A 25,958-nucleotide genomic window follows, 5' to 3' on the forward strand; every position below is an offset into this window, starting at 1 on the left:
TTATGCAATTGCAAGGCCAACCTAACTCTCTTGGCCTACTTGCCAGTGATAATAGGCTGTTACGCCACGTCCGCCCTTGCTAAATTCGAGTTTATGGCACAACTGATCCAACAACGCCAGACCACGATTATACAAAAGCTCACTACTAGACATATCAAAACTGATGTTCTGATAATCAAAGCCAGAACCACTGTCCTCGACATACAAAGCCAAGACTCTTTCGTTACCACTTGAGGTCACTTTCACTGAAATTTTAACATACCCTTCTTTGAGGGCTGCCAACCTTTGTTCACGTTCATCGTAGTATTGAGAAAAGCCATCACTAGAACTTTTCTTATAGGAACTAAGACCAAGTACACCGTGTTCTAGAGCATTGGAATACAGCTCAGACAGAATCATAAAAATCTGACTAGAAAAGCTACTTAACCCAGGAACCGTGGTAATAATTTGCAACACATAAGGTAACGGGTCGGTATTACGCAATGAATCAGCATTAAGCACATACTCAAATGAGAAGTCTGCAGGTGCCTCATGATGACTGGTTGGCACACCACGATCCGGTGACTCAATGCCAATATTGGTATCCAAACGAACTGACAAACATGAAATATCATCGTGCGGGTTTTCTAACACCCCTTCCTTAGTCAGCTGCTCAACCATCCAATCCAGTGCTTGATCATCCGCTATCTCCCCTTCATACAAAGGATTCAAAACAGAGTGACAAAACATTGCACCAGACTTATCCTGCGCTTCATAAACGCCATCAGAAAATACCACTAGACGATCACCTGGAACAAACGTCACAGGATCAATCTGACACTCAAAAACGTCTGGTGGCAAAATACCAAGAGGTAAATTTTTTGATTCAAAACGAGCTGGTGCTTTTGATTGCTGAGAAAAGAATAACAAATCAGGCAAACCGCCATTCCAGATTTCAATGCTTTTGTTATTGACTTTGATATCCACAAACGCAGCACTACAAAACATATTAGCCGGCAAAATGCTTTTTAATCTGGCATTAATTTCGGGAATAATTTGCCGCATCAAGAAACCTTTTTTGGTCCAATCAAAAAAGATATCCGCCAGCGGCAAAGCGCCAATCGCCGCAGACAAGCCATGACCTGTAAAGTCGCCCAACAACAAATGCATTCCACCATTTGGTTTGTAAGCCGCCAAAATAACATCACCATTAAATGTGTGAGTGCCATAGTGAACCGTTGATAAGGCAGGATCTTTTAGGCAATTGGAATGGGTAATATTTTCATAAACGACTTTGGCGACATTCTGATCATGCACCAACTGCTCATTGTAAAGAGACATAGCATCCCTTTGTTCTTCCAGTGTTTTTTGCATCACCAAAAGACGTACAATGGCATTTAATTTTGCGGTAATAAGTGCGGGACTGTAGGGTTTAGATATAAAATCTGTGCCCCCAATGCGCAGACAATTGGACAAAGCGATTGGATCCGCCACGCCGGAAAGAAAAATAATCGGGACAAACAAATCGCCTGCGGCTCGCTGTATTTCTAGAGCCGCTTCCCAGCCGTCTTTACGCGGCATTTTAACATCCAGACAAACCAATTGGATGGTGTCTGGGTCAAACTTCTCAACTGCATCTTGACCATCTACCGCTGAAATAACATTATGACCAAATTGGCTCAGAATCGCTTTTAACAGGATTCGATCAGATGGGTTGTCATCCGCGATGAGAATGTTCAAGATTTGTTCCATACAACTTACTCTTCGATGTCAAAAAGTCGATGGAAATTAGCAATTTTAAGAATGTCCAATACAGCGCCATTCGGCTTCTTTAGTCGCACATCCGCTTTTTCACCACCAGCATGGTCCCTTAACAATAAAAGCATACCTAAAGCGGAACTGTCTAAATAGGTTACTCTAGATAAATCAATTTCATAGACACTGGCGGCTTTCTTTGCTGAAACAAATGCCTCTTTAAACAACTTGTGACAGCTATAATCAAAACGCCCATCGACCAAAATCGTCAGACATTCTGTTTTATCATCAAAAGAGCTCTCAACCACTGAACACCTCGCAAGCCGTCATGAAAAGCACTACCACTCTTCCCATTCTTCATCTAAATCAACATCGGCTGTTTTTTGACTCTTATCTTCTAACTCTGCCGATGTATCTGTCGTTATTACTTCAATTCGTTTAACGATGTCTTCAACTGTTTCTCGCACTCTCATGAGTCTGGCATTGCCTACACTTCGATCGGACTCTAGCAAAGATAAGGTCGTCCCTATCAAAGAGGACATTTCCTGCACCTGCCCTTGAACTTCACTTATGTCATGATCAAGATCAATTGCAAAGCGATGACGAATTGCATCACTTTCGCCTTCTGTTGCTGCCAAGCTCGATAATACCCCCGCCCTGACCTCATTCAGACAACGGCTAACACTCTCTAGCAAAATAATGTTAGAGGACAAATCCTTTTCCACCAGCAATAAACGCTGAATGATCATCTCATACCCTAACAGCAGAGAATCTTGGATTTGATCCGAAAGATCCATCACTTGACGCACATTCAGTTCAGGCATTGGCATGGGCACAATTGACGGAGCATTTTCTACTACAGAATCATTGTGGTCTGTTTTTGCGTCAATTAGGGATGCTATTTGTTGTAATTTAGTAATCTTTTCAGCCTGATCTGTAGTCATCATGGACTTATTACTTGCACGAATAATATCGGTTACTTTAATGCGAATCTGCTCAAGAGACTGCGCAAAAGGAGCATAAGGTGAGTTCTCACGAGAAAGGCGGATCGGCGCATCCCAAACATCTTTCGACATGAGTTTTAAACAATTGTACAAAACATCAAACTCAGCGGTTTCAGACTTATGCTGAATCTGAATCAAATAACGCATACGAGACACTTCACTTTCGACCTCGAATTGCTTTACTGTCAACTCATATACGCCATCAGACAAAGACAATCTCAATGCCTCATCGGACAATAAAATAGATTCCGCAACTTGCTCACCAACCGGCGAATCCAGCCCAGGATCAATTCCAAACATGGACTCAAAGAGCGAAGTATTTTTATTCCACAATCGCTCAGCACCTTGGGTTTGCCAGACAATGTCTCGCTCTTCATTGACCATGAAAAATGGCAATTCAATGACAGACATGGCCTCATCAATTAATGACAAACGGCCTAACTGCTGACGAATATCCATATCTCGCGAAGAAATTTCATGGTCAATTAAATGGCTCAAGTCGGTCAATTCATCAACCAAAGGACGATCTGGCAACACAGAGGCATGGCCATGTTTCCTGTGATCAATAACATGATGAATGGTCGCAAAGCCTGATGTCAGCTGACGATTTAATCGAGCAGCAAGCACAATAACCACAAAAGCAATCACAACAAATAAACCAACTGGCGCCCAGACCATTCGACCGACAAATAACTCACGCTGATAATCCAACGCCACTCCAATTTGTACTAATTGGTCACCCAAGGATTCTAAGTTTTCGAATTCTTGATAAGCCTGGATACGCTCTGCATTGGAAAGTGGATAAATATCTAACTCTCGACCTGAAAACCGATTCAAGAGCATCATCGCACCAGACAAGTCAGCGTCTTGGGCCTCATGAAACGACGTAAGCTGATCTTCAATGAGCCTATATTCACTAATTAATAACTGATAGTAATGACTTGCAGGCGAAGTATCCAAACTACTATCAATAGCGTTAAGATCCTCTATTAACAACCATTCTAACCAATGCTCTTCAGCGCTGTGCACTAACCCTAACAATTCTGACAGTTGCTCTTGTTTGGCATTTTGTTGCTGCAAATTGCTATTCATCAAATGATACAGACCAGCAAAAGCCAACAACAGAAAGAACAGTAAAATCACAACTGTTTTCTGCAGCCCATTAATTAACTCTTTTCGCGGCGCACCAAACGGTGAATGCAATGTATTCATAGTTAATAATCACTTACAAGCTGACACTGATGACAAATGATCAGTGACAAAAGACAAATAGTTTTTTCTATCTAGTACAACAAAACCTTCATGTTCTAGGTTGTTACTAAGCTCGCGGCCACTCCCTAGCTCAAGTGATGGCGGCTCTTCACACCAATCAAACGAAACAAATTGCAATGCAACGGAGACACCTTCATCTTCAAGAATAACAGAAAAACCGAGCTGAGAGTTTGTTTCTCTAAACCCTGACTCTAATGTATCCATAGCAATCAGTTCAATGCATTGATTCCGGCTCGCCAAAAACGACCGTTCTTCTCGTTCCAGGTCATTAACGAAGAAGAAGGAAGCTGGCATTTGATTTGCGATGATATCCGCTACCAATTCTGCAGACACAATCAAGCAAGCCTTTTGGCTTCTTCCCAAATAATACCCCTTCTTGACGGTACTCGAAACTGCTTCGGTCCTTATTTTCTGCAACTTTTTCGAATTAAGCTCAACCTCACTTAACCAGGGCTCAAGTAGCAATTGTCCCGATTTATCCTGCCAAATGTTTTTTACACCTTTAACCTCATGCTTAATAAGCATTGGAAACGCCTCTACACGTCGCACAGAGCAAAAAGGAATCGCCACATGAAATCCAGCCACCGCAACGATTAGAATATCTTGCAACCCCTGCTGGTCAAATAACAAACAAACCGCATCCGGGCCAGAAAAGGCATCCAATGATAAAAGCAATCTGACTTGTTGACCTGATGCCAACTCAACATATGCCACATCACCACGCCAAAGCAGCGTCTCCCATGCCACTTTATGAAGAAAACTCTCTTTCTGATCAAATACATAAGTATGAGACAAATAGTTAATTTGATAGAGCGTACTCAGTAATACGTCTTCTCCTAGGCTCAAACTAAGATAAGGCTTTTGCCAATCCCTCTTATTCAAATTGGTAACAGCAGCATAATAATGACCACCAAGACGAAGCGGGTACGCTTGCTCACCGACCGATAAGGTAACTTGTTCAGCCCCATCAAAAGGAACAAGCCTGCCATCTTCTTTCTCCTCACCTATTCCCTCTTCAGACAATACTAAACAACTTGCAAAAGGCCGATAAAAAGCCTCTTTCATCATAACGTCATAATAGTTCAAAAGCTGATCGCGCTCGGAATAAGACAATTTTTTGAGCTGAAACCAAGGCAGAAAGCCAGACCTCATTAATTTCATCACCTGCCCATGAATGTGAGAAGAGGCATTATTTAAAGTAGGAGAAAGGCCATCAGATAGCACAACAGGCGCAGATTCACGCTGACGCCAACCTAATTGCGGAAATTGCTCATTCAGCCTTGCCATCGCAAGAGTGGATTCCAAGTAAAACACACCACTCACTCCCTCCTCCTCAATCTCCTCAACCTGAAAAGACACTTGACCAAACTCTGCCAGCGCACGAAGTAATGACTCTATCGACACGTGTGAAGAAGGCGTTATACGCCCTTCAAAACAATATTTTTCAGTAACTAATTCAATTTGAGATAGCAGGTTATTAAGCTGTTGCCAACAAGGCTGGTGTTCGGACAGGGCATGACTTTGCGCTTGCAAATAGTCTCGTCCCAATGGCGCAGCTATTGCTAGCTGGAATAATGCATCGCTTGCCGTCAACATCACCAACTGACAGTCAGATCGATAAGGTGAGCCTGAAGTGATTAATTGCGTCACAAGACGCTGAAGTGAAACAAAACGCTGATGGAATAATGGCAGATCAAGATCCACAACATTGAGAGCAAAACAATCCAAAGCCGACCGCAAGCTCAACAAAGAAGAACGAGGTGTGATGGCATAACGAACAACAGCACGTTCAATGTCAGCCATAGGGAAAGAAATATCCATTCTCCCTAAATCACATTCTGACATAGCAAGTCTTAACCATTGTCATTATCCTCTCAGACCGATTTTTCGCTATCGATTTGCATCAAAAAAACGCCGCATAGCGAATTCATCACTTTGACGCTGCTCTTTTTTATCTTCGATGGTTTGCTCAATTTTTATATTTTTTTCTTTTAGCACATCCATGCTTTTTGTTTTAGAGCGAGCTTGCAGCCACAGTCGCATACTCATGTCCGCTTGCTGCTCTGCTCGCCCAACGGCCGCTTCTTGTTGAGCAATAGCTTGCTGAACTCGATCGACAAAATGCTGATAATTGGTTGTTAAGTACGGACTTAGACCAAGCAAGTTACGCTCAGACTCATATTGTTGAGCATATTCTTTGAGTTCAGCCAGTTTTTGCATGTCGTGCTGCACCTTGGCTTTATCCCTTGCCAATTGCTGAGCAACAGAGTCCTCTTTGCGTTTAGCAAGATCGACCAATATTTGCATTCGGTGAGATTTCTTCATGAGCAGCCTATTTATTTTACTCAATAAATAGTAGACGCTTTTACAAGCTTACGTCTACTGCCCTTTAGTCATCGCAGTAACCAAAGCCTCTAAGCTTTGATCTATGGTAAAGCTCTCTCCTAATGCTTGCTGCAAGAAACTGCGTATTTCCGGCATTTGCACAATAGCCTGATCCAAATCAGGGTCACTGCCCTGAGCATAAGCGCCCACCGAAATGATATCCTGATTTTGTTGAAACTTAGAATACAACTGCTTCACTCGCATAGCACCGTACAAATGATCTTCGCTAACAATTTGCGGCATTGCTCGAGAAATCGAGGCCTCTATGTCAATGGCAGGATAATGTCCCTCTTCTGCAAGCCGTCTCGACAACACAATATGACCATCCAAAATCGCTCGCGAAGCGTCGGCAATCGGATCTTGCTGATCATCACCTTCAGTCAATACCGTGTAGAACGCCGTGACCGAGCCGCTGCCTTCATGCCCATTTCCAGCACGCTCCACTAACTGAGGTAACTTCGAGAAAACCGAAGGTGGATATCCTTTCGTTGCTGGCGGCTCGCCAACCGATAAAGCAATTTCTCGCTGAGCTTGTGCATAACGCGTCAAAGAGTCCATCAGCAGAAGGACATTCTTACCCTGATCTCGATAATATTCCGCGATACGAGTCGCTAGCATAGCGGCTCGAAGTCGCATTAAGGCTGAATCATCAGCAGGCGAAGCGACGACCACTGAGCGGGCCAACCCCTCTTCACCAAGAATTTGTTCTATAAATTCTTTGACTTCTCGTCCACGCTCACCAATCAAACCGACAATGGTAATGTCCGCTTCAGTAAAACGCGTCATCATGCCAAGCAAAATACTCTTACCAACACCACTACCAGCAAACAAACCAAGCCGCTGACCTTTGCCCACAGTCAACAAACTATTAATGGCTTTGATGCCCACATCCAAGGTTTCGGTGATGGGTTTGCGCTGTAAAGGGTTAATAATGCCGCCATGAAGACCAACTGAATCTTGCGTATTAATCGGCCCTTTACCATCCAAAGGTTTACCTAAGCCGTTAACAACACGCCCTAGCAATTCATCCCCAACCGGCATTTTGCTTTCATCTAATAGAGGGCGAACACGAGCGCCAGGTGAAATGCCCTCAATGGCTTCCGTTGGCATCAAATAGGTTAGATCTCCGGTGAACCCAACCACTTCGGATTCCACCCAACGTTCTTTGCCAACCTGAACAGCACATCGGTCTCCCAGTGCCACGACGCAACCAACCGCTTCCATGGTTAAGCCAACCATGCGCGTTACCTTACCTTCCAACTGAGGCTGATATGGTGAAGTGAATGCGTTATTTAATTTGGCAAGTCTTTCTTCAAGAGTGGGCACGATTAATCCTGCTCAACCGAAGTAAGATGACGGAGCTCTTCGTAAACTGCGGCTAAGCGTTGTTCTACACGTCCGTCTATATAAAAGGATTTCGAATCTAAAACAAAACCACCACTGACCATGGCATCGTCTTCTTCTACCTGTATTGTGAGTCTATCCCTCACTCCTATCGCATCTAATACCGCGACATCACCGGAGTTCAAACGGATGCGGATACGACCTTCGTACTCGCCAATTTCATCAAACACTCTGACCAACTGCTCTTTTAGAGCGACCTGACCATCTTCTTGCATCTTGCTAAGACAGACATTTTCGACCATTCGCACCATAGTTTGATAGAGCAAATTCTCCGCGGCCGCTCGGCTGGCCTCCAAAGGCTGAGTAATCTCAGCAGCAACGGCTTGAAGCAATTGCTCTACTTGAGCAAATTGAACTTTCGCTTCTTCTTGTGCCAGCTGACGACCTTCTTCTATCCCTGCCGCCAAACCATCGGCTTGGCCTTTCTCATAACCATCAACTTCGCCTTTTGAAAAGCCACCCTCATAGCCTTTTTTATGACCTTCTTCTTCGCCTTGTATAAAGCCTTCATCATAAGCAGCAGAACGGATTTCTTCCAATTGAGAGGCCGTGAGAGGCTCGTAGATAAGCGAATCTTGATCCACCTCTTCCGAGGTCATCACAGTATCTTTTTGAACCAATATGGCGGGACCAGTTGTTTCTTTTACATCGGTGCTTTCTAAATGCGGGAGCTCCCAACGCTCGTAAGCTGTTAACTTACGCTCTTCTTTATTATCCTTATCTGACATACTTTAATTAAACCATCTGCTCGCCACCGCCGCCGAGAACGATTTCACCGTTATCAGCAAGGCGTCTAGCAACAGCCAAAATCTCTTTCTGCGCCACTTCCACTTCACTCACACGAACAGGGCCCTTGGCTTCCAAGTCGTCTTTCAGCATATCCGCAGCTCGGGAGGACATATTTTTGAAGATCTTTTCTTGCATATCTGGGTCTGCCCCTTTCAACGCCAAAATCAATGTCTCTGATTCCACTTCACGCAAGATAACCTGAATACCACGGTCATCGACTTCTAATAAGTTATCAAACACAAACATCAAATCTTGGATGGTATTGGCAAGGTCTTCATCCACATCTCGGATAGACTCCATCAGCTCGGTTTCAACCGAACTATCAATGAAGTTCATGATATTCGCCGCAGTACGCACCCCACCAATAGTGGTCGATTGTGTTGAATTATTACCTGAGAATTGACGTTCTAGAATGTTATTTAATTCTTGCAGAGCCGCTGGCTGAACCGTTTCAAGAGCCGCCACACGTAATACAATATCCAAACGCACCCGTTCATCAAAGTTAGCCAAAATATCAGCGGCTTGGTCAGGATCGAGGTAGGAAATAACAATGGCTTGAATCTGCGGGTGCTCATAACGGATAACATCCGCAACGGCTCTCGATTCCATCCATTTCAATGTGTCCAAACCGGTGGTATTACCACCGAGCAAGATTCGATCAATTAAGCTACCGGCTTTTTCTTCACCTAAGGCTTCACGAAGCATATTACGAATGTAACCATCTGCCCCAAGCCCTAATCCGGTCTGATCGCCTACCAAGACTAGAAAGTCGTCTAGGACTTTTTCAACCTGATGACGTTGAACATTGGCCAATTGCGCCATGGTCTGACCAATTTTTTGGACTTCTTTGGGGCCCATGTGTTTTAGGATCTGAGCAGCATCAGATTCCCCCAGTGACATTAATAGCACTGCGGCTTTTTGAACTGAGGTTAAATCTGCACCTTGGCCTGTATCACTCATTAACTTTCCATTACCCACTGTTTAACAACTTGCGCTACACGTTCCGGCTCTTCAGCAATCAAACCGCGTATCGCATTAAGTTGACGATCAATTTTCTCAGGGGAACCTGGTACGAGAATATCCTCAGCACTCACGAGAGACACTTGATCATCTGAAATTTCATCCGTCTCATCTGAGAATATAGCGGCTTCCGTGTCCTCTGCAACTGCAATTTTGTTTTGCTCACTGAGGGTTTTCAATATTGGTCGAACCACGATCAGTAAAAGAATCAACACAAACATACCAACTAAAGTTGGCTGCAAAAGATTTAAGAACCAAGTCTGTTTATAGAATGGGGGTTCAATCACTGGCTCTTCTGGGTCAGGAAGTGCGAAAGGCGAATTGATCACACTGACACTATCTCCACGAGAGGGATCATAACCAACCGCATCTCGAACCAACAAGGTCAAACGCCCCAGTTCATCATCACTCCAAGGTGTTCGAACTATCGTTGATGTATCCGCATCTAAGCTGGCTAAATCATCAACGACTACGGCGACGGATAAACGTCGAACCGTACCCTGTTGGCGCTTGGTATAACTGATGCTGCGGTCAAGCTCAAAGTTACGTGTCGTTTCTTCTCGCGATTGACCATTAGCAGCGGTACCGTTACCACCAATTGGCGCACCATTTTCATCTACCGCTTCCGGAGCCGAAACGGCACCTGGTGGTTGATTCGTTAATGCACCTGGAATACCACTAGCCGAAACGCCAGCACTGCGATTCTCTTTGAGTGTTTGCTCACTTCGCAATGCTAATAAATCTGGGTTGTATTGCTCATCGGTTTTTTCAATGGCCGTAAAGTCCACATCGGCCGACACTTCCGCTTTAAAACGACCTTGACCGACTACCGGACCCAGAATGTTATTCACTCGTTGCAGCAACACATCTTCCACTTTACGTGCGTAGTCAAATTGCTTACCAGCCACAGATAACTCTGAGCTTGAGTCTTTTTCCGTCAACAAGGTGCCACGCTGATCCACCACAGTGACATCTTTATCACTCAGCTGCGAAATACTCGAAGCCACTAAATTCACAATCGCATCGACTTGACTACGATCAAGGCGTCTACCTGGGTATAGTTCCAGAAACACAGAAGCGGAGGGCTTTCTCGTATCCCGCACAAAAACGGATTCTTTTGGGATGGCTAAATGGACTCGTGCGGATTTAATACTTTGCAGACTGGAAATGGTGCGACTCAACTCACCTTCTAAACCACGACGATAACGAGTCGTCTCAACAAACTGGGACGTCCCTAGACCTTGTTCCTGGTCCATAATTTCCAGACCAACAATATTGTCTGACACAATTCCAGAACCCGCTAATTTTAATCGGGCCTGATGATAATAATCGGCTTCAACCAGTAAAGCGCCTGTATTTTCATCCAATTTGAAGGGAATATTATTAACGCTCAGAATTTCAACAATCTGATCCGCGTTGTAATCCGTAATGCTACTTAAGACAGGTTTATAGTCTGGGCCGTTAGTCCATAACACAGCCGCCAAGCCAATTGCTATAGAGGCAGCCAAGCCGACCATTAAGGCCAACTGACGTATCACCGTTAGCTTATTAAAGCCTGTGACTAATTCTAAATAGAGCTTACGCTCCGATTGTTCTGCAGGGACATTATCCATTAAAAAGCGCCAAGCGGTTTATCTAGCCTAAATCGGCATGTTCATGATTTTTTCGTACGCGTCTACAAGTTTGTTTCGTACCTGAGTCATCGCCTCAAAAGAGACACTGGACTTTTGTAGACCAATCATGACTTGAGGTAAATCCACCCCTTCGTCACCGCGCTCATAAGATTGGGCTAATTGCGTCGCATCTTGTTGTAACGAATTTACATTATCAACGGCACTTTTCAACATTTCAGCAAAATCAGCACGCTCAACCGCCTGACCAGCTTCCACATTGCTAGCAGCCTTTGCAACATCAGACACCGCCGAACCAGGTGCCTGAACCTGCGAACGGAGATCCCTCATTTGGGATAACACTTGATTAATATCCGGTCGACCCGAAATCATGCTTTTCACCTAAAAAATCACATTTCATAAGCTTAGCATAAAGCTAATTAAAACAAGATACAAAAATCAATCGACGTCTATACCACTTTCTCGCATTTTAGCGATTTTGTATCGCAGTGTTCTAGGGCTAATCCCTAATTTATCAGCAACGTCTTTTCGCTTCCCATTAGCATCGATCAAAGCTTGAGCAATAATCCTAAATTCATGTTGTTGCACGCCTTTCCCTAAAATCGACGCCGCACTTTCTTCCTCTTCAGAAACCGGTTCACTTGGGGTTGGTGCACCTGCCATCATATCGAAGGCAATGTGCTCATCATGAATTTGCCCATTAGGACTTAAAATCAACGCTCTCTGAATCACATTATCCAGCTCTCGAACATTCCCTGGCCAAGGGTGCGCTTCCAATTTACTTTGGGCTGAAGGCTTTAATGTCGCTGCAGATATACGCATTTTAGTGGCATGTTTGTGCAACAAATGCTCTGCAATCGGTAATATATCCCCTTTACGCTCTCGAATAGGTAACCAACGCAACGGAAAAACGTTCAGACGATAATACAAATCTTCCCTAAAGCCACCTTCTTTTACATACTCAGCCAGATCTCGGTTAGTAGTAGCAATAATGCGCACATCAAGCGGAATCGATTTTTTACCACCAAGTCGTTCTACTTCCTGCTCTTGCAACACTCGCAATAGTTTGGCTTGCAAGCCCACATCCATTTCAGTAATCTCATCCAGCAATAAGGTACCGCCATTGGCTTGCTCAAACTTACCCGCTTGAGACGACACCGCCCCCGTGTAAGCGCCCTTCTCATAACCAAATAAAATAGCCTCGAGCATGTTTTCCGGAATGGCCGCGCAGTTAATAGCAACAAAAGGCGCATTGCGACGTGAGGATTGGTTATGTATGTAATGGGCAAGAACCTCTTTACCTGTACCACTTTCACCGCACACCAATACGGTAGAGTCGGTTACAGCAACACGCTTTGCCAAATCCAGCAACGCCAAACTCGCAGAATCTTTTGCAATAGGTTGACTCGTCGAGGATGAAGCTTGCTTCACGGTATATTTGGCAATGGCATTTAATAACTCTTCTTCTTGAAACGGCTTAAGAAGATAATCTACTGCGCCATCACGCATGGCTTCAACGGCATGGGCAATGTCGCCATACGCCGTCATCAACATAATAGGCAGCTCAGGGTATGCATCCACCACATGATGCAACAGCCCATAACCATCCATACCGGGTAGATTAACGTCCGACACCACCATATCAAACTGGCTGTGCTTTAACGCAATCACAGCCTCTTCAGCACTGTACACCATTTTACATTGGTAACTTGCTAGCATGAGCGTGTCTTCTAACGCTTCCGCCAATCCCTTGTCATCTTCAACAATTAATAATTTCACATCCGACATGCTATACCCTTACGAGAGGAATGGTTAAACTGGCCGTTGTCCCAGCCCCTTCAATACTATCAATTTCAAACTGCCCATGGTGTGCTCTGGCGATGGCTTTTACAACCATCAAACCCAACCCAGTACCATGCTGCTTCGTGGTGACAAAACCTTCTTGAACATGTTCCAACTGTTCTTTTGACATGCCAACACCACGATCTTTAAACACAAATACAGCGCTTGCTCCCACCGTGCGCCAAGACAATCGAACCTTACTGCCTGCATGCTGTGAATCAATGGCATTATTTAGCAGATTCAATAACGCTCCCAGCAAGGTTTCTTTGTTACACTGAATGACTTCGTTGTGAGCAAATTCAGGACCAGATAAATCCAACGTGACATTTTTTTGCTCGCACACCTCTTCGCACTGAGAGACTAGATCTGCAGCAAAATCATTCAATAGAATGGTTTCATCTAACTTAATTTCACTGCGAGAAAAAATCAGCATATCACGGATCTGCTTTTCAATATTTCCTAATCGATCCGCCAGTTTATTGGCAAACGTTTGTCGCATCACTGGGGCTAAATCGGCTTTCTGTAAATGCCCTGCATACAGTGAGGCTGACGATAATGGCGTTCGAATTTGATGAGCTAACGCCGCCACCATTTTACCCATGTTCGACAAACGTTCATGATGATTAAGCTTTTTCTGTAAAAAGTAGGCTTCTGTCAAATCCACTAGAATCACCAATTGTCCAGGCACATTCCCCAGCGAAGCGGTCTCTACCCTAACTCTGCGTCCCGTCACCATGGACACATCATGACCATCGTCTTCTTGTGGGCGAAAACTGCGGGGCACAATCTCTCCCCAAGCTTCACCAATCAAAGACAAATTAAACAAACGCTCGGCCACCGGATTCGCCATCACAATGACACCCTCTTCATTTAACAGCAAAACTCCCACCGGCATGGACTCAAACAGTTGTTGAAACTGCAGAACTAACACTCGATTTTTATCTTGTTCTTGGCGCTTATCTTGCTCTGACTTCTGCAACTGCTCTTGCAGACGAACCACCTCTTGCTGTAGGTCCAAGTAAGATTTTGCCAACACATCCGAAGACTCAGAAAACGCCTTAAAAGCGGCTTTAAGCTCCGCTATTTCTTCATCTTTAGTCACTAAAACTCCGATTTGTCAATATTATAGCGACGCATTTTTTCGATTAGAGTAGTACGTTGTATTTGTAAATTCTGCGCCGCTTTAGAAACCACCCCCTGGGTTGATACCAAAGCCTGACGAATTAATAACGCTTCTAAATGTCGAACATGCAGATTCAAATTGACGCCTGATGCCTGCGGAAAAGTATGTAATTGTTTGATTTCTTTTAATATAGAAGACAGGGCCTGAGATCGCCAAGGCAAAGGACACAACCATACGTTTTCACCATCAGGCGCAATTAAGGAATGACTCAATGAAATTACCGGCACCATTTCATCCAGTTCAAATGACTGAACTTGACTTCCGAGAACCACAAAATCAGGTAATTGAAAGGCCGTTAGAGAGGTACTGTGCTCGATACCGATAAAAGTAAGTATACTGGAAACACTGGAAATTTCGTCGTCATCTAAACCACATAACCAAGCTTTCACCTTACCACCTCAACCGTTACTGTATCTTCGCATTAATATAGTTAGTATTAATGCGTGTTTATCCAAGACTTTCAAGCTTTGAAGGGAAATTTATAATGCGGATAGCAAGTTATCAAATTCTGCTTGTGCCATTTGTTCATTTTCACACCAAGACAAGGTTCCCAATAACGGCGCCGACAACATAGTCTGCAGGGTCGCTAAATTCTCATCATAGCAGGCCATCTTATCCGGCCCAGCCGTATTAGCAACCCATCCGGCCAGACTCAATCCATCTCGAACAATGGATTCTGCCGTTAACAAAGCATGATTAATACAGCCAAGCTTCATGTTAACCACTAAAATCACAGGAAAACCGATTGATTTCGCCACATCAGACAAAAGCTCTCTATCATTTAACGGCACGCGCCAACCACCAGCCCCTTCAACCAAAGCCAAATCATGCGATGTTAACAAGGCCCCTTTAATAAAACCTTCCAACCGTGACGAAGTGACGAGTCGCCCTTCTTGTTGCGCAGCAATATGAGGCGCAATAGCAGCCTCCAATAAAACCGGATTAACCTGCTCATAAGCCAATGAAACACTGCTAGCCTGTTGAATTCTCCAAGCATCATCGTTGCGTTTTACACCATCAATTAATTCAGCTCCAGCCGCCACAGGCTTTAAACCAATCGCTTTCTGCCCCGCTCTTTGAGCGGCCGCTAACAAACCTACGGTAAAGTAAGTTTTACCTGCATCTGTGTCCGTTCCAGTAACAAAAAATCGTTTTCTCACAACCACCTCGACCTAGCTAACCTGCTTACGGGCGACAACAAATGCCACCTGATAACTCAATGGAATTCCTTTCACTTGACGCTGTTTTTCATACTGTTGCAAAAAAGCCTTCCAAGTAGAAGGAGATATTGCTTGCGGCTTTTGCGTTGAAATTAGACTAGCGCCAACCTTTTTTAAAGACGCCACAGCGGCGTCAGGCGAATCAAACCACATATCAACCCGCTCGACGGATAATGACTCAATTTGCCATGATGCGTCTAAGAGCTGTTTTTTTAACGTTTCTTCAGTGATGTACTGATGAACATGCTCACGTCCGTCCACACCTGACCAAGCGGTCGATAACTCCGGCATAGAACCCTCTAATAAGGTCGAGAAAACCAAACGCCCTTCATGACGGCTAGCCGTAAACAAAGAACGAAACAAACGTTCCGGTTGCAAACACCACTGAATCGCCAAACTGGAAAAAATCACATCAAAAGAGCTTGCAGCAAAAGGAAAGGTTTCCGCATCAGCACAGACATAATGAATTGGATAATCATCAGACATACGAGCACGTGACACCGCCAACATAGCCGGAGACAAATCGAGAGCCACACAATGGTTTGGCGCACATTTGGTCATTAACGAGGGTAAAGCCAAGCCAGTTCCCGTCCCTAAGTCCATAATGGTATGGGTTGGAGAATCAGGGAAACAAGGTAGTAACCTGTTGAGAACATCCAATTGGAACTGAGCGTAAGCATCATACGACGAAGCAGCACGATCAAAACGCTTTGCAAGCTGCCGTTTATAGGCGCTTGCCGAAGAAAGGTTAGGAGTTATTAGCATCTATAAAGTTTTCAACTGTTTGCACACAAGCCTCTTCCTCTTCCAGAAACGCTTGATGGGCACAATTTGGCATAATCAAAGTCTCTTGTAGAGGGTTTACGTCCGTCTGCTGCTCTAAACATTGCGCAGACACGAGCGCATCCTTACCACCAAATATGTGTAAATTTGGTCTATCCAATAAAGACAGTTCACGACGCACATCAAGTGACTTAAGCATACGCAAACCACCAATTAAAGCCGCCTGATTCAAGGTAACGACAGGCAATAAGGACTGCAATTGCTTAACCAATTGACGTTCGTTCTGCGCCCCTTTAGCCTGCAACATCACAAAACGCTTAAGGCCCTGCTCTGGCTGCTGATCAACCAAGGAAGCAAAGCCATCAAAATCGACGCATGGCATAGCATCAGACCAACTATCTCGCTGTACAAAACTAGGGGAACTGGAAACAGTAATAAGCCCTTTAACGCAACTGGAACGACGAGCCGCTACATAAGTTGAGATCATCCCACCCAAGGACCACCCCAACCACCAAGCCTCTTTAGGGGCCACATCAATTAGCTGTTCAGTCAGCGCATCAATATCATAATTTGGCCCAATGCGAGTACGAGAGATCCACTGTTCATCAAGAGAAATTCCAGGCAAGTTCGCTACCACAACATAGAAACGCTCACTCAAGCGTCGCGCAAAATTCGCCATTACCTCTTTTGGCATGGCCCAACCAGACACCATAAATATCGCTTGTTTAGACTCGTCGCCAAAAGCTTCCGTTTCAATAGGTGTGCGCATGCTACCCCTCAATTATTTAGCCGTTAATACTTGCTCAAGTGCGTCACATAATAACACTAAATCTTGCGTTGAGTGTCCAGCACTCAGGGTAATTCTCAATCTCGCCTTACCGTTTGGAACAGTCGGCGGCCGAATCGCAGTACACCAGACCCCCAATGCTTTCAGCTGCTCACTCACCGCCAAGGCTGCCGAGCTATCACCTATCACAACTGGCTGAATAGCGGTTTCAGACGCCATCAACTCAACCGGTAAATCCTTCATACGCTGACGAAAATAATCGATATGCCCAGTCAATTTCGCTCTCCGATCTTCCCCTTCTTGAGAACAGATCAGCTGCAATGCAGCCATACTTGCGCCAGCCATGGCTGGCGACATGGATGTGGTATACACATAAGGGCGAGCGAACTGAGTCAAATAGTCCGCGAAATCCTGTGTCGTCGCAACAAAAGCACCAGAGGTTCCAAATGCTTTACCAAACGTCCCCATTAATAATGGAACTTGTGTCATCCCTAAATCGGATAACGCTAAACTACCTCGCCCCTCTTTACCCAAACACCCTAATCCATGCGCATCATCAACCATAAAAGTCCAATCATGCAAAGAAGCCAAAGTCGACAACTCCGATAAAGGTGCTATGTCTCCGTCCATACTAAAAACGCCGTCCGTCACCAACAACCCACTTTGCTCGGATTTCGCCATCAGCTTTTTAGCACTCAAAGGGTCAGCATGAAGATAGCGACGCAGTGGCGCCTGCGCTAACTGAGCACCATCAATTAAAGAAGCATGATTTAATTTATCCTGAATGACTGGGCGTTGTGTATTTGCTAAGGCAGAGATAACCCCTAGATTGGCCATATAACCTGTGCTGAATAGCAAAACACGTTCGTATCCAAGCCAATCCGCTAACGCTTCCTCCAGCCTTTGGTGGGGAGCCAGGTGTCCCGCAACCAAATGCGAAGCACCGCCACCAACACCATACTCTTCAGCACTTTGCTGCATGGCACGAATCAATAAAGGATGATTTGCTAACCCCAAATAATCGTTAGAGCAAAACGCAGTATAAGGTCGACCATTTATTTGAGTATGGGGAATTTGAGGACTATCTAAGGTAACCGTGTGACGCATCAGGTCTTGACGACGCCTTTCATCAAGCGCCGCCAACACCCATGAAGGCGTATTAAACGCTGGCTTCATAAAAAAACTTAGCATCTTCTTGTTTGACGACTTGAGCAGCAATGGCTTCAGCCACCGCTTCGTCAGAATGCTCTTCTCGCTTCTCTGGGTTGATACCCAATTTTGCAAACAACGCCATGTCTTTATCTGCTTCAGGGTTACCTGTGGTTAGCAGTTTCTCGCCATAGAAAATGGAGTTTGCGCCAGCCATGAAGCATAACGCTTGTGTCTGCTCATTCATTCCTTGGCGGCCAGCCGATAAACGCACATGAGATTTAGGCATAATGATTCGAGCAACCGCGATGGTGCGAATGAATTCAAATGTGTCTAAATCATCCACATTCTCAAGCGGTGTACCTTCTACTTTTACCAGCATATTGATCGGCACACTTTCTGGGTGTGGTTGCATTTGCGACAATTGACGCAACAACCCAACGCGGTCTTTTTGCTCCTCCCCCATTCCCATGATACCGCCACAACATAACTTGATGCCCGAATCACGAACACGAGAAAGAGTATCCAAACGATCTTGATAACTACGCGTGGTGATAATGCTGTCGTAATATTCCGCAGAAGTATCTAAGTTATGATTGTAATAATCCAAACCGGCATCCGAAAGACGTTTAGCCTGATCATCATTCAAGGTACCTAAGGTCACACAAGACTCTAAACCAAGCGACTTAACCCCTTTGATCATTTCCAATACGTAAGGAAAATCTTTTTCCGAAGGATGCTTCCAAGCCGCGCCCATACAGAAACGACTAGCGCCCTTTTCTTTTGCAAGAGCCGCCTCTTCAAGCACCTTTCTCACTTCCATTAATTTCTCTTTTTCAAGCTCTGTATTATAGTGGCCACTTTGCGGACAATATTTACAGTCTTCCGGACAAGCACCTGTTTTAATGGATAAGAGGGTGCTTACCTGAACCTCATTAGGTGCGAAATGTTCTCTATGGACGGTCTGAGCACGAAACATCAAATCCATGAACGGAAGATCAAATAAAGCTTTTATCTCTGCATGAGTCCAATCAAAGCGTGGACCAGTAGAATTCATTGAAGCGGTGTTTGAAACAGACATAATACCCTCGAACATGAAATAATGGAGCAATACTAATGGACTGGAAATTGCTGTCAACTACAAAATTTAAAGAGATTTACTACAGGTTAATTTTTAGACAGTGCTATTTATGCCAATCCCCTAGCAAACACATCTTTTGCCATCACTGCCAAAAAGGCCTTAACCCCAACCTAATCTGCTGCCAGCAATGCAAACGCCCTAGCAACCAAACACAATTGATCTGCGGACAATGTCAAAGCAACAAACCAAGCTATCAAGTTTGCGTAGCCCCTTATTTATTTAGTGGCACCATGCGAACCCTTATCCATCAGATCAAATTTAACCACGGCGGGCATTTTATTCGCCCACTAACAGAGCGCATGTGCCAAAATTTAGTGGCCGAATACCAATCTCGACTCTGGCCACAACAACTGCTCTTTGTGCCAAGCCACCCCAAGCGCATTCGACAACGAGGCTTTTGCCAAACTCAACTTATGGCCAAGCAGCTGCACAAACAACTTCAACCAATACTTGGAAAAGCGACGCCAAGCCTTCCCAAGACAAACCCGATCATCAAGGTTCTACACAGCCAAGCGCAGCACACCCTACCTCGTAAAGCTCGATTAACCGCCCCCAACAAAAGCTATCAGATACAAGGCCAGATTGCGGAACATGTGGCGTTATTTGATGATGTTATGACGACAGGCAGCACAATCGAGGCCTGCTGCAAACAACTAATGAAAGCCGGCGCCAAACGCATTGATGTTTGGGTCATCGCCAGAACACCAGACAAACCCCATTAACTTACCCTCTGGTCATTTATATTGGCTTTGTTTAGTATGCCCGCAGAACCTACAAAGGCGTCACATTATGCAAAATGAGCTATCACAACACGACTATTTAGCCCTAGACAAACAACTACTCTGGCACCCTTACACCTCCATGAGCCATCCAAGCCCACAGTTTTTGGTCGACAGCGCTCAAGGCTGTGAAATCACTTTAAGCAATGGCAAGACCCTCATTGATGGCATGTCTTCTTGGTGGAGTGTCATTCATGGCTACAATCACCCGGTCATGAACCAAGCCATACAAACGCAGTTAAGCCAGTTTTCCCATGTGATGTTTGGTGGTTTAACGCACAAACCAGCCATTCATCTTGCTAAACAGCTGATCGACATGACGCCAGAGCCATTACAACGCGTTTTCTTCTCCGATTCTGGCTCCGTTTCTGTGGAAGTGGCTTTAAAAATGGCGATTCAGTATTGGCACACCCAAGGCAAAGCCGATAAACAATTCTTTGTCACACCCAGAAGCGGCTATCATGGCGATACGTTCGCTGCCATGTCTGTTTGCGACCCCGAAAATGGCATGCATAACCTGTTCACAGGCGCTCTTACCCAACAACATTTCATCTCACCACCGCCAACAGGGGTAAACTCGCCAGTCGATCCAGAATACCTTGCTGAAATTCGTCATGTACTGACAGAGAACCATCACAAGATTGCCGGATTCATCATCGAGCCTGTTGTACAAAACGCTGGCGGCATGCGCTTTTACAACCCAGATTATCTGAATCACATTCGCTCACTCTGTGACGAATTCGACATTCTGCTGATCTTTGACGAAATTGCCACAGGCTTTGGACGAACAGGAAAACTCTTTGCCACCGAACACAGCAATATTTGCCCTGACATTATGTGTGTAGGTAAAGCCTTAACAGGAGGCTACATGACCTTAGCGGCCACCCTAACAAACGATAAAGTGGCTTTTGGCATTAGTGAAAACGGGGGGGTATTCATGCACGGACCAACCTTTATGGCCAACCCTTTAGCCTGCGCTGCTGCGAACGCCAGTTTATCCTTACTAGATTCTACCGACATAACCGAAACCGTTGCCCAGCTTGAAGACTGGCTTAATCAAGCCCTCTCGCCTTGTTTGTCATTGGACCCCGTCAAAGATGTCCGCTGTCTAGGTGCCATTGGCGTTGTTGAACTTCATGAGCCAATCAATCTAAATGACATACAACCTAGGTTCGTTGAACTGGGAGTTTGGATTCGCCCATTTGGAAGACTCATCTACCTAATGCCACCTTATGTCATCAGCCAACAAGACGTTCAAAAGCTGGGAGAAGCCATTTATACGATTCTCAGTCAATAGACCCCAAAGAGCCCTTTGTGAATCATTTCAGCAAAGGGCTCTTTTATTCAAGTCAGGAATTCATTCTAAAAACGTCTATTGCTTCATGCGCTCAGCAAGGTTACCTTGCTCATAAGCCTCTTCTTCAATATGAGTAATATTTAACACAATATTTTCAGCACGCTCAATGCTATTTACACTCAACTCATCGACCAATTCCATTTTGTCGTTTAAGTTACGCGCCACTTCTGCTTGCTCCTCTGAAGAAACATTAATTTGTGAGGTCATCTCCACTACACGCTGAATAGACGCTTCTATTTCACTCATTTTTTCTGCGACCTGATTCACACTTTCAACCCCTTGCTGAGCCACTAGAGCGCCTTTATCTATGGTCGACGTGACGTCAGAAGTTTTCTTTTTCAATTCCTCTGTCATGCTGTGAATACTTTGTGTAGCATTTTGTGTGCGAATGGCTAACGCTCGCACTTCGTCCGCCACCACCGCAAATCCTCGCCCAGCCTCACCGGCGCGAGCTGACTCAATTGCTGCATTCAGTGCCAACAAGTTAGTCTGTTCGGCAATATCACTAATTGAGCGAACTAGTTCGTTAATCTTATCGCTTTGCTCAGATAACACAGAAACCACTTGTTTGGCCTCTGCCACTTCTTGATAAACCTGACCAATCGTAGTCCCTGTTTGCTGCGCAAGATGACGACTTTCCAGCGTTAAACTGCCAACCGCTTCTGTCGCTTCAACGGCCACCTGAATATGGGATGACACTTGAGTCACACTAGAAAGCAATTGTGAACTTGCTGCAACAACGTCTTGGAACGTTCCGCGCTGTTTATTAAAGTTCGTCAAATTGGTGGTCACGCTGGCTTTCGCGTCCGAAGCTCGCTTACTTAATTGATTCGCCCCTTCTTTCAGACGATAACGAAACGTATGGCCGGCCGCTTCTTGATGAATTTTGTCAAAGCGAATAGTGGCTTTAGCTCCCACAGAACGACAATACAGATACTGGCCAATCGGATTTTTCGACTCTTCAGACAACAAAGCGACCAACTCATTAACAGACCGACCTTGAAGAAAAACCAACCCAGCTCCTAGCAAGGCCAACAGAGGCGCCATCACTTGATAAAATAGGTTTCCAGACAACACGCCAGCACACGCCAGCAATAGGAAACACAAGAGCACAGGCCAACTCGCATTCGCCAAATGCGAGGTTACCTTAGTAGACCAAGGTAAAAGACTTTTTCCGGCATTAATTCGATCATAAATGAATTGAGCATGTTGTTTTTCAGCCTTAGTCGCTTTTCGACGAACAGACTCATAACCAATGACTTTGCTGCCATCCAACAGGGGACTCACGTGTGCACTCACCCAATAATGATCGCCATTTTCACAACGATTTTTTACTATCCCCATCCAACTGCGACCTTGTTTTAGGTTCGCCCACATATCAGCAAACACAGCAGATGGCACGTCTGGGTGTCGAATCAAGTTGTGAGGCGCACCAATCAGGCTCGCCTGCTGATAACCCGCCACCTCACAAAACGCATCATTAACGAAAGTAATTCGCCCTTTCACATCCGTGCTGGATACTAAAACATCGCTTTCAGGAAAGTCATTTTCCTTTCCAGTTACAGGCATCTTGCGCATACATCATCCTCGACCTAATCGTTATTATTTTAAGATGCGAGCCATCGCACCTAAGCTCATTTTTAATTACACATTATTCATCATCAAAATCACGGTACGCGTCTGGTGCCAAGTCTTCAAAGCGAGTGTACTTACCCACAAAGGCCAAACGACAAGTACCAATTGGCCCGTTACGCTGTTTACCTATAATGATTTCTGCGATTCCTTTATGGGGCGTATCTTCATGATACACCTCATCTCGATATACAAAGGAGATCACATCCGCATCCTGCTCAATCGCTCCGGATTCACGCAAATCCGAGTTAACTGGGCGCTTATTGGGGCGATTCTCCAAACTACGGTTGAGCTGAGAAAGTGCCACCATAGGACAATCCATTTCTTTGGCTATGGCTTTTAGAGACCGAGATATTTCAGAAATCTCATTCGTTCGACCTTCAGTAAAACCTGGAATCTGCATTAATTGAAGATAATCGACCATGATAAGAGCCACACCACCATGCTCTCGGGCAATACGACGCACGCGAGATCGCATCTCAGTCGGACTAATGCCACCTGTATCATCAATGAATAACTTTCTGTCTTTCAGCATTTTCACTGCAGACATCAATTTATCCCAGTCTTCTTGAATCAACTGTCCCGAACGCATACGCGTTTGATCAATTCGCCCTAGCGACGACAACATACGCATCATCAAGGACTCTGAAGGCATCTCCAAACTAAACACAATAACAGGAAGATCACTGATCATCGCGGCATTTTCAACTAAGTTCATCGCAAAGGTCGTTTTACCCATAGATGGACGTCCCGCCACAATAACCAAGTCCGCCGGTTGTAAACCTGCGGTCATAGCATCCAGATCGGTAAAACCAGTACTGAGTCCAGTGATCGCACCCTCTTGATGATAAAGTTCATCAATTTTATCAACCGTCGCACTCAAAATATCCGAGGCAATGCGTGGACCGCCTTTCTTTTCACCTCCTTCGGCAATTTGAAAAATCTTACGCTCCGCCTCATCCAACACTTCCGCTGCCGTCATCCCTTCAGGATGAAAAGCACGAGAGGAAATATCATTGGTAGTCGAAATCAAACGCCGCAAGATTGAACGTTCGCGCACGATGTCTGCGTACGAAGCAATGTTAGACGCACTGGGAGTCGCTTCAGCCACTTCGATTAAGTAAGCCATCCCACCAATTGCGTCAAGATCCCCTCGCTTATCTAAGCGTTCACCAATGGTCACCACATCAACCGGCTCAGACTCATCTGCTAACCGGGCAATTACTGAAAAGATCAGCTTATGCTCGGGACGATAAAAGTCATCAGCAATGACCAGCTCGGAGACTTTCTCCCAAGCCTGTGGGTCCAACATCAAACCGCCAACGACAGAACGTTCAGCTTCTACCGAATATGGAGGCAACTTAATAGAAGCCACTTCAGAATCATCTAATTGCACGCAACAATATCCATCTATAAAAGGTCAAAAAACAATGGGATTAGCTTATCACGGCCACAAAAAAAGGGCATCTTGCAATCAGCAAGACACCCTTTTTTTAGCAAATAATTTATCGAAATAAATTATTCAGCTGTAACAGCCAATGTCACAGTAACAACAACTTCAGAGTGAAGTTGAAGATCGATCTCGAAAGAACCTGTGTGGCGGATTGTACCTTCAGGTAGACGAACTTCTGCTTTAGATACTTCTACTTCTGCAGAAATAACGTCAGCGATGTCGCGAGTACCGATAGAACCAAAAAGCTTACCTTCATCACCAGCATTCGCTGCGATTGTGAAAGTTTTACCTTCTAGTGATTGAGCACGCGTTTCAGCAGCGGCTTTACGCTCTGCTGCTTGAGCTTCAAGCTCAGCACGACGCTCTTCAAAGCTAGCCAAGTTAGCTTTTGTAGCCATTACAGCTTTTTTGTTTGGAATCAAAAAGTTACGAGCGTAGCCTGGTTTAACAACTGCAACGTCACCAATACCGCCTAGCTTGTTTACTTTGTCGAGTAGAATAACTTCCATCTCGATCACCTCTAATTAATCATTCGCTATCACTTGAGTTGGACGCCTTACCTTGGATCTTGGAACGTATATCAACAAAACTATCAATCACGCAGAGCGCGATCAAAAGATTCGCAAAATAAACATTCAGGATAAAAAATCCCACCAGATAAAATGCGATCAGTCCAACAACCCCAATTTCTTTTTTTGCTAAAATACCGTGTACTAATGCTAACCCTGGCAATATCAAAGCAGGTACGGCGGCTTGAGAAAGCACAGAAAATGCCCCTCCTACACTCTCACCAATCAATATCATAGCGCCGAGCACTAGACTGAATGCCACAGGCAATCTTAATTGATGAAATTCGCTACGTAACCCTCCTGGATTATAGAGCCCCGCTTGCCATTTTCTCGCCAATAAAAGCGCAAGAACCGCAATCACCACTTGGAAAATGGACACTGCCATCACCGCCTGGGAAAAGATCATAGATCTTTCGGGTATTTCAACCGCTTCTCTCTGTAAAACAGTCTGAACCAAGTCAACAGCAAAGTTCAAAACATCAGACATAAGCAGGGGTTGAATCAAGGTATTAAATGACGCCAGTAAACTGCCGACTAATAACACCCAACTCCACGACATTGTTACTCTTAACAAATAAGCTAACAACGCCACATCCAACATAACCAGTAATGCTGTCGCATCACCTTGAAGCATCCAGATAACAAAACCTGGCAAACAGCCCCAAGCAAAAACCGGTATTCCTTCTTTTACACCTTTACGAAGTACCACTAAGCCTAAAATGGCAGCCGCCAGCCAAAACATAATCGGGATCAATCCAAACGCCAACACACCAATGATGGCGTTACGACGTCTATCCATTACCCATTTAGCTAAACCGCTCATT

The 25,958-nt window shown here is 44.8% G+C and carries 24 protein-coding genes; 2 read left to right on the forward strand and 22 right to left on the reverse strand.

Annotated features, from left to right (window positions below; all coding sequences use genetic code 11):
• Positions 1–21 precede the first annotated feature (21 nt).
• The 18 genes from ACHUFM_RS10870 to bioB all read right to left on the reverse strand — a co-directional run bounded on the left by ACHUFM_RS10870 (position 22) and on the right by bioB (position 19,284).
• Entirely contained in the window at positions 22–1,731 is a 1,710-nt protein-coding gene (locus tag ACHUFM_RS10870; protein ID WP_394182249.1) for a SpoIIE family protein phosphatase, read from the reverse strand.
• 5 nt (positions 1,732–1,736) lie between these two features.
• Positions 1,737–2,042 carry an STAS domain-containing protein gene (locus ACHUFM_RS10875; RefSeq protein ID WP_113874192.1) on the reverse strand — a complete coding sequence of 102 codons (306 nt, stop codon included), beginning with the start codon at positions 2,040–2,042 and terminating at the stop codon, positions 1,737–1,739.
• Between the two features lie 30 nt (positions 2,043–2,072).
• Positions 2,073–3,950: a hypothetical protein gene (locus ACHUFM_RS10880; protein WP_394182251.1), complete on the reverse strand. Its 1,878-nt coding sequence runs from the start codon at positions 3,948–3,950 to the stop codon at positions 2,073–2,075.
• Between the two features lie 9 nt (positions 3,951–3,959).
• On the reverse strand, positions 3,960–5,855 hold the full coding sequence (locus ACHUFM_RS10885) for a hypothetical protein (RefSeq protein ID WP_394182253.1): 1,896 nt from the start codon (positions 5,853–5,855) through the stop codon (positions 3,960–3,962).
• 45 nt (positions 5,856–5,900) lie between these two features.
• Entirely contained in the window at positions 5,901–6,335 is a 435-nt protein-coding gene (fliJ, locus tag ACHUFM_RS10890; RefSeq protein WP_113874189.1) for a flagellar export protein FliJ, read from the reverse strand.
• A gap of 54 nt (positions 6,336–6,389) precedes the next feature.
• Entirely contained in the window at positions 6,390–7,721 is a 1,332-nt protein-coding gene (gene fliI / locus ACHUFM_RS10895) for a flagellar protein export ATPase FliI (protein ID WP_013795338.1), read from the reverse strand.
• 2 nt (positions 7,722–7,723) lie between these two features.
• The gene (locus ACHUFM_RS10900; protein ID WP_394182256.1) at positions 7,724–8,527 is read right to left on the reverse strand and encodes a FliH/SctL family protein; all 804 of its coding nucleotides are present in this window, start codon (positions 8,525–8,527) and stop codon (positions 7,724–7,726) included.
• Between the two features lie 7 nt (positions 8,528–8,534).
• Complete coding sequence (gene fliG / locus ACHUFM_RS10905; RefSeq protein ID WP_063333805.1) at positions 8,535–9,548, reverse strand: flagellar motor switch protein FliG; 1,014 nt, start codon at positions 9,546–9,548, stop codon at positions 8,535–8,537.
• Complete coding sequence (fliF, locus tag ACHUFM_RS10910; protein WP_394182258.1) at positions 9,548–11,221, reverse strand: flagellar basal-body MS-ring/collar protein FliF; 1,674 nt, start codon at positions 11,219–11,221, stop codon at positions 9,548–9,550. Before fliF ends, fliG begins: the two co-directional genes overlap by 1 nt.
• A 27-nt stretch (positions 11,222–11,248) precedes the next feature.
• The gene (gene fliE, locus ACHUFM_RS10915) at positions 11,249–11,611 is read right to left on the reverse strand and encodes a flagellar hook-basal body complex protein FliE (RefSeq protein WP_394182260.1); all 363 of its coding nucleotides are present in this window, start codon (positions 11,609–11,611) and stop codon (positions 11,249–11,251) included.
• A gap of 66 nt (positions 11,612–11,677) precedes the next feature.
• Positions 11,678–13,027, reverse strand: coding sequence for a sigma-54-dependent transcriptional regulator (locus ACHUFM_RS10920; RefSeq protein ID WP_394182262.1), 1,350 nt, complete (start codon positions 13,025–13,027; stop codon positions 11,678–11,680).
• A 1-nt stretch (position 13,028) separates the two neighbouring features.
• Positions 13,029–14,183, reverse strand: a complete 1,155-nt coding sequence (locus ACHUFM_RS10925) for a sensor histidine kinase (RefSeq protein WP_394182264.1) — start codon at positions 14,181–14,183, stop codon at positions 13,029–13,031.
• Positions 14,183–14,653: a helix-turn-helix domain-containing protein gene (locus ACHUFM_RS10930; protein ID WP_063333810.1), complete on the reverse strand. Its 471-nt coding sequence runs from the start codon at positions 14,651–14,653 to the stop codon at positions 14,183–14,185. The genes ACHUFM_RS10925 and ACHUFM_RS10930 overlap by 1 nt, the downstream gene beginning before the upstream one ends.
• Positions 14,654–14,743: 90 nt before the next feature.
• Positions 14,744–15,424, reverse strand: coding sequence for a dethiobiotin synthase (gene bioD, locus ACHUFM_RS10935; protein WP_394182267.1), 681 nt, complete (start codon positions 15,422–15,424; stop codon positions 14,744–14,746).
• A 12-nt stretch (positions 15,425–15,436) separates the two neighbouring features.
• Positions 15,437–16,249 (reverse strand): malonyl-ACP O-methyltransferase BioC, encoded by an 813-nt coding sequence (gene bioC, locus ACHUFM_RS10940; RefSeq protein WP_394182269.1) that lies wholly within the window; start codon positions 16,247–16,249, stop codon positions 15,437–15,439.
• Entirely contained in the window at positions 16,233–17,036 is an 804-nt protein-coding gene (locus ACHUFM_RS10945) for an alpha/beta fold hydrolase (RefSeq protein ID WP_394182271.1), read from the reverse strand. The genes bioC and ACHUFM_RS10945 overlap by 17 nt, the downstream gene beginning before the upstream one ends.
• Positions 17,037–17,048: 12 nt before the next feature.
• Positions 17,049–18,230: an 8-amino-7-oxononanoate synthase gene (gene bioF, locus ACHUFM_RS10950; protein ID WP_394182272.1), complete on the reverse strand. Its 1,182-nt coding sequence runs from the start codon at positions 18,228–18,230 to the stop codon at positions 17,049–17,051.
• Positions 18,214–19,284, reverse strand: coding sequence for a biotin synthase BioB (bioB, locus tag ACHUFM_RS10955; protein ID WP_394182274.1), 1,071 nt, complete (start codon positions 19,282–19,284; stop codon positions 18,214–18,216). Before bioB ends, bioF begins: the two co-directional genes overlap by 17 nt.
• A gap of 290 nt (positions 19,285–19,574) precedes the next feature.
• On the opposite strand from bioB, the gene ACHUFM_RS10960 reads away from it, so the two are divergent.
• A complete protein-coding gene (locus tag ACHUFM_RS10960; RefSeq protein ID WP_394182276.1) occupies positions 19,575–20,066 on the forward strand; it encodes a ComF family protein in 492 nt (163 codons plus the stop codon).
• A gap of 67 nt (positions 20,067–20,133) precedes the next feature.
• Positions 20,134–21,420 (forward strand): adenosylmethionine--8-amino-7-oxononanoate transaminase, encoded by a 1,287-nt coding sequence (gene bioA / locus ACHUFM_RS10965; RefSeq protein WP_394182278.1) that lies wholly within the window; start codon positions 20,134–20,136, stop codon positions 21,418–21,420.
• 75 nt (positions 21,421–21,495) lie between these two features.
• Here the strand turns inward: bioA and ACHUFM_RS10970 are convergent, their stop codons facing one another.
• From ACHUFM_RS10970 to ACHUFM_RS10985, 4 genes are all read right to left on the reverse strand, one after another.
• The gene (locus ACHUFM_RS10970; RefSeq protein ID WP_394182280.1) at positions 21,496–23,058 is read right to left on the reverse strand and encodes a methyl-accepting chemotaxis protein; all 1,563 of its coding nucleotides are present in this window, start codon (positions 23,056–23,058) and stop codon (positions 21,496–21,498) included.
• Between the two features lie 73 nt (positions 23,059–23,131).
• Entirely contained in the window at positions 23,132–24,508 is a 1,377-nt protein-coding gene (dnaB, locus tag ACHUFM_RS10975) for a replicative DNA helicase (protein WP_394182282.1), read from the reverse strand.
• A gap of 122 nt (positions 24,509–24,630) precedes the next feature.
• Complete coding sequence (rplI, locus tag ACHUFM_RS10980; RefSeq protein WP_113874174.1) at positions 24,631–25,074, reverse strand: 50S ribosomal protein L9; 444 nt, start codon at positions 25,072–25,074, stop codon at positions 24,631–24,633.
• A gap of 19 nt (positions 25,075–25,093) precedes the next feature.
• Complete coding sequence (locus ACHUFM_RS10985; protein WP_394182284.1) at positions 25,094–25,957, reverse strand: hypothetical protein; 864 nt, start codon at positions 25,955–25,957, stop codon at positions 25,094–25,096.
• Position 25,958: the final 1 nt, after the last annotated feature.

It is taken from the genome of Marinomonas posidonica, from assembly GCF_043643765.1.
GTDB classification, from domain to species: domain Bacteria; phylum Pseudomonadota; class Gammaproteobacteria; order Pseudomonadales; family Marinomonadaceae; genus Marinomonas; species Marinomonas posidonica_A.

Coding starts and splice junctions, on each gene's coding strand:
- ACHUFM_RS10970 (WP_394182280.1), bottom strand. CDS start 23,058: ATGCGCAAGATGCCTGTAACTGGAAAGGAAAATGACTTTCCTGAAAGC.
- rplI (WP_113874174.1), bottom strand. CDS start 25,074: ATGGAAGTTATTCTACTCGACAAAGTAAACAAGCTAGGCGGTATTGGT.
- ACHUFM_RS10870 (WP_394182249.1), bottom strand. CDS start 1,731: ATGGAACAAATCTTGAACATTCTCATCGCGGATGACAACCCATCTGAT.
- ACHUFM_RS10985 (WP_394182284.1), bottom strand. CDS start 25,957: ATGAGCGGTTTAGCTAAATGGGTAATGGATAGACGTCGTAACGCCATC.
- fliE (WP_394182260.1), bottom strand. CDS start 11,611: ATGATTTCGGGTCGACCGGATATTAATCAAGTGTTATCCCAAATGAGG.
- ACHUFM_RS10900 (WP_394182256.1), bottom strand. CDS start 8,527: ATGTCAGATAAGGATAATAAAGAAGAGCGTAAGTTAACAGCTTACGAG.
- ACHUFM_RS10920 (WP_394182262.1), bottom strand. CDS start 13,027: ATGTCGGATGTGAAATTATTAATTGTTGAAGATGACAAGGGATTGGCG.
- ACHUFM_RS10885 (WP_394182253.1), bottom strand. CDS start 5,855: ATGTCAGAATGTGATTTAGGGAGAATGGATATTTCTTTCCCTATGGCT.
- bioB (WP_394182274.1), bottom strand. CDS start 19,284: ATGTCTGTTTCAAACACCGCTTCAATGAATTCTACTGGTCCACGCTTT.
- bioF (WP_394182272.1), bottom strand. CDS start 18,230: ATGAAGCCAGCGTTTAATACGCCTTCATGGGTGTTGGCGGCGCTTGAT.
- fliJ (WP_113874189.1), bottom strand. CDS start 6,335: ATGAAGAAATCTCACCGAATGCAAATATTGGTCGATCTTGCTAAACGC.
- ACHUFM_RS10880 (WP_394182251.1), bottom strand. CDS start 3,950: ATGAATACATTGCATTCACCGTTTGGTGCGCCGCGAAAAGAGTTAATT.
- fliG (WP_063333805.1), bottom strand. CDS start 9,548: ATGAGTGATACAGGCCAAGGTGCAGATTTAACCTCAGTTCAAAAAGCC.
- fliF (WP_394182258.1), bottom strand. CDS start 11,221: ATGGATAATGTCCCTGCAGAACAATCGGAGCGTAAGCTCTATTTAGAA.
- bioC (WP_394182269.1), bottom strand. CDS start 16,249: ATGCTAATAACTCCTAACCTTTCTTCGGCAAGCGCCTATAAACGGCAG.
- bioA (WP_394182278.1), top strand. CDS start 20,134: ATGCAAAATGAGCTATCACAACACGACTATTTAGCCCTAGACAAACAA.
- ACHUFM_RS10960 (WP_394182276.1), top strand. CDS start 19,575: ATGCGAACCCTTATCCATCAGATCAAATTTAACCACGGCGGGCATTTT.
- ACHUFM_RS10945 (WP_394182271.1), bottom strand. CDS start 17,036: ATGCGCACACCTATTGAAACGGAAGCTTTTGGCGACGAGTCTAAACAA.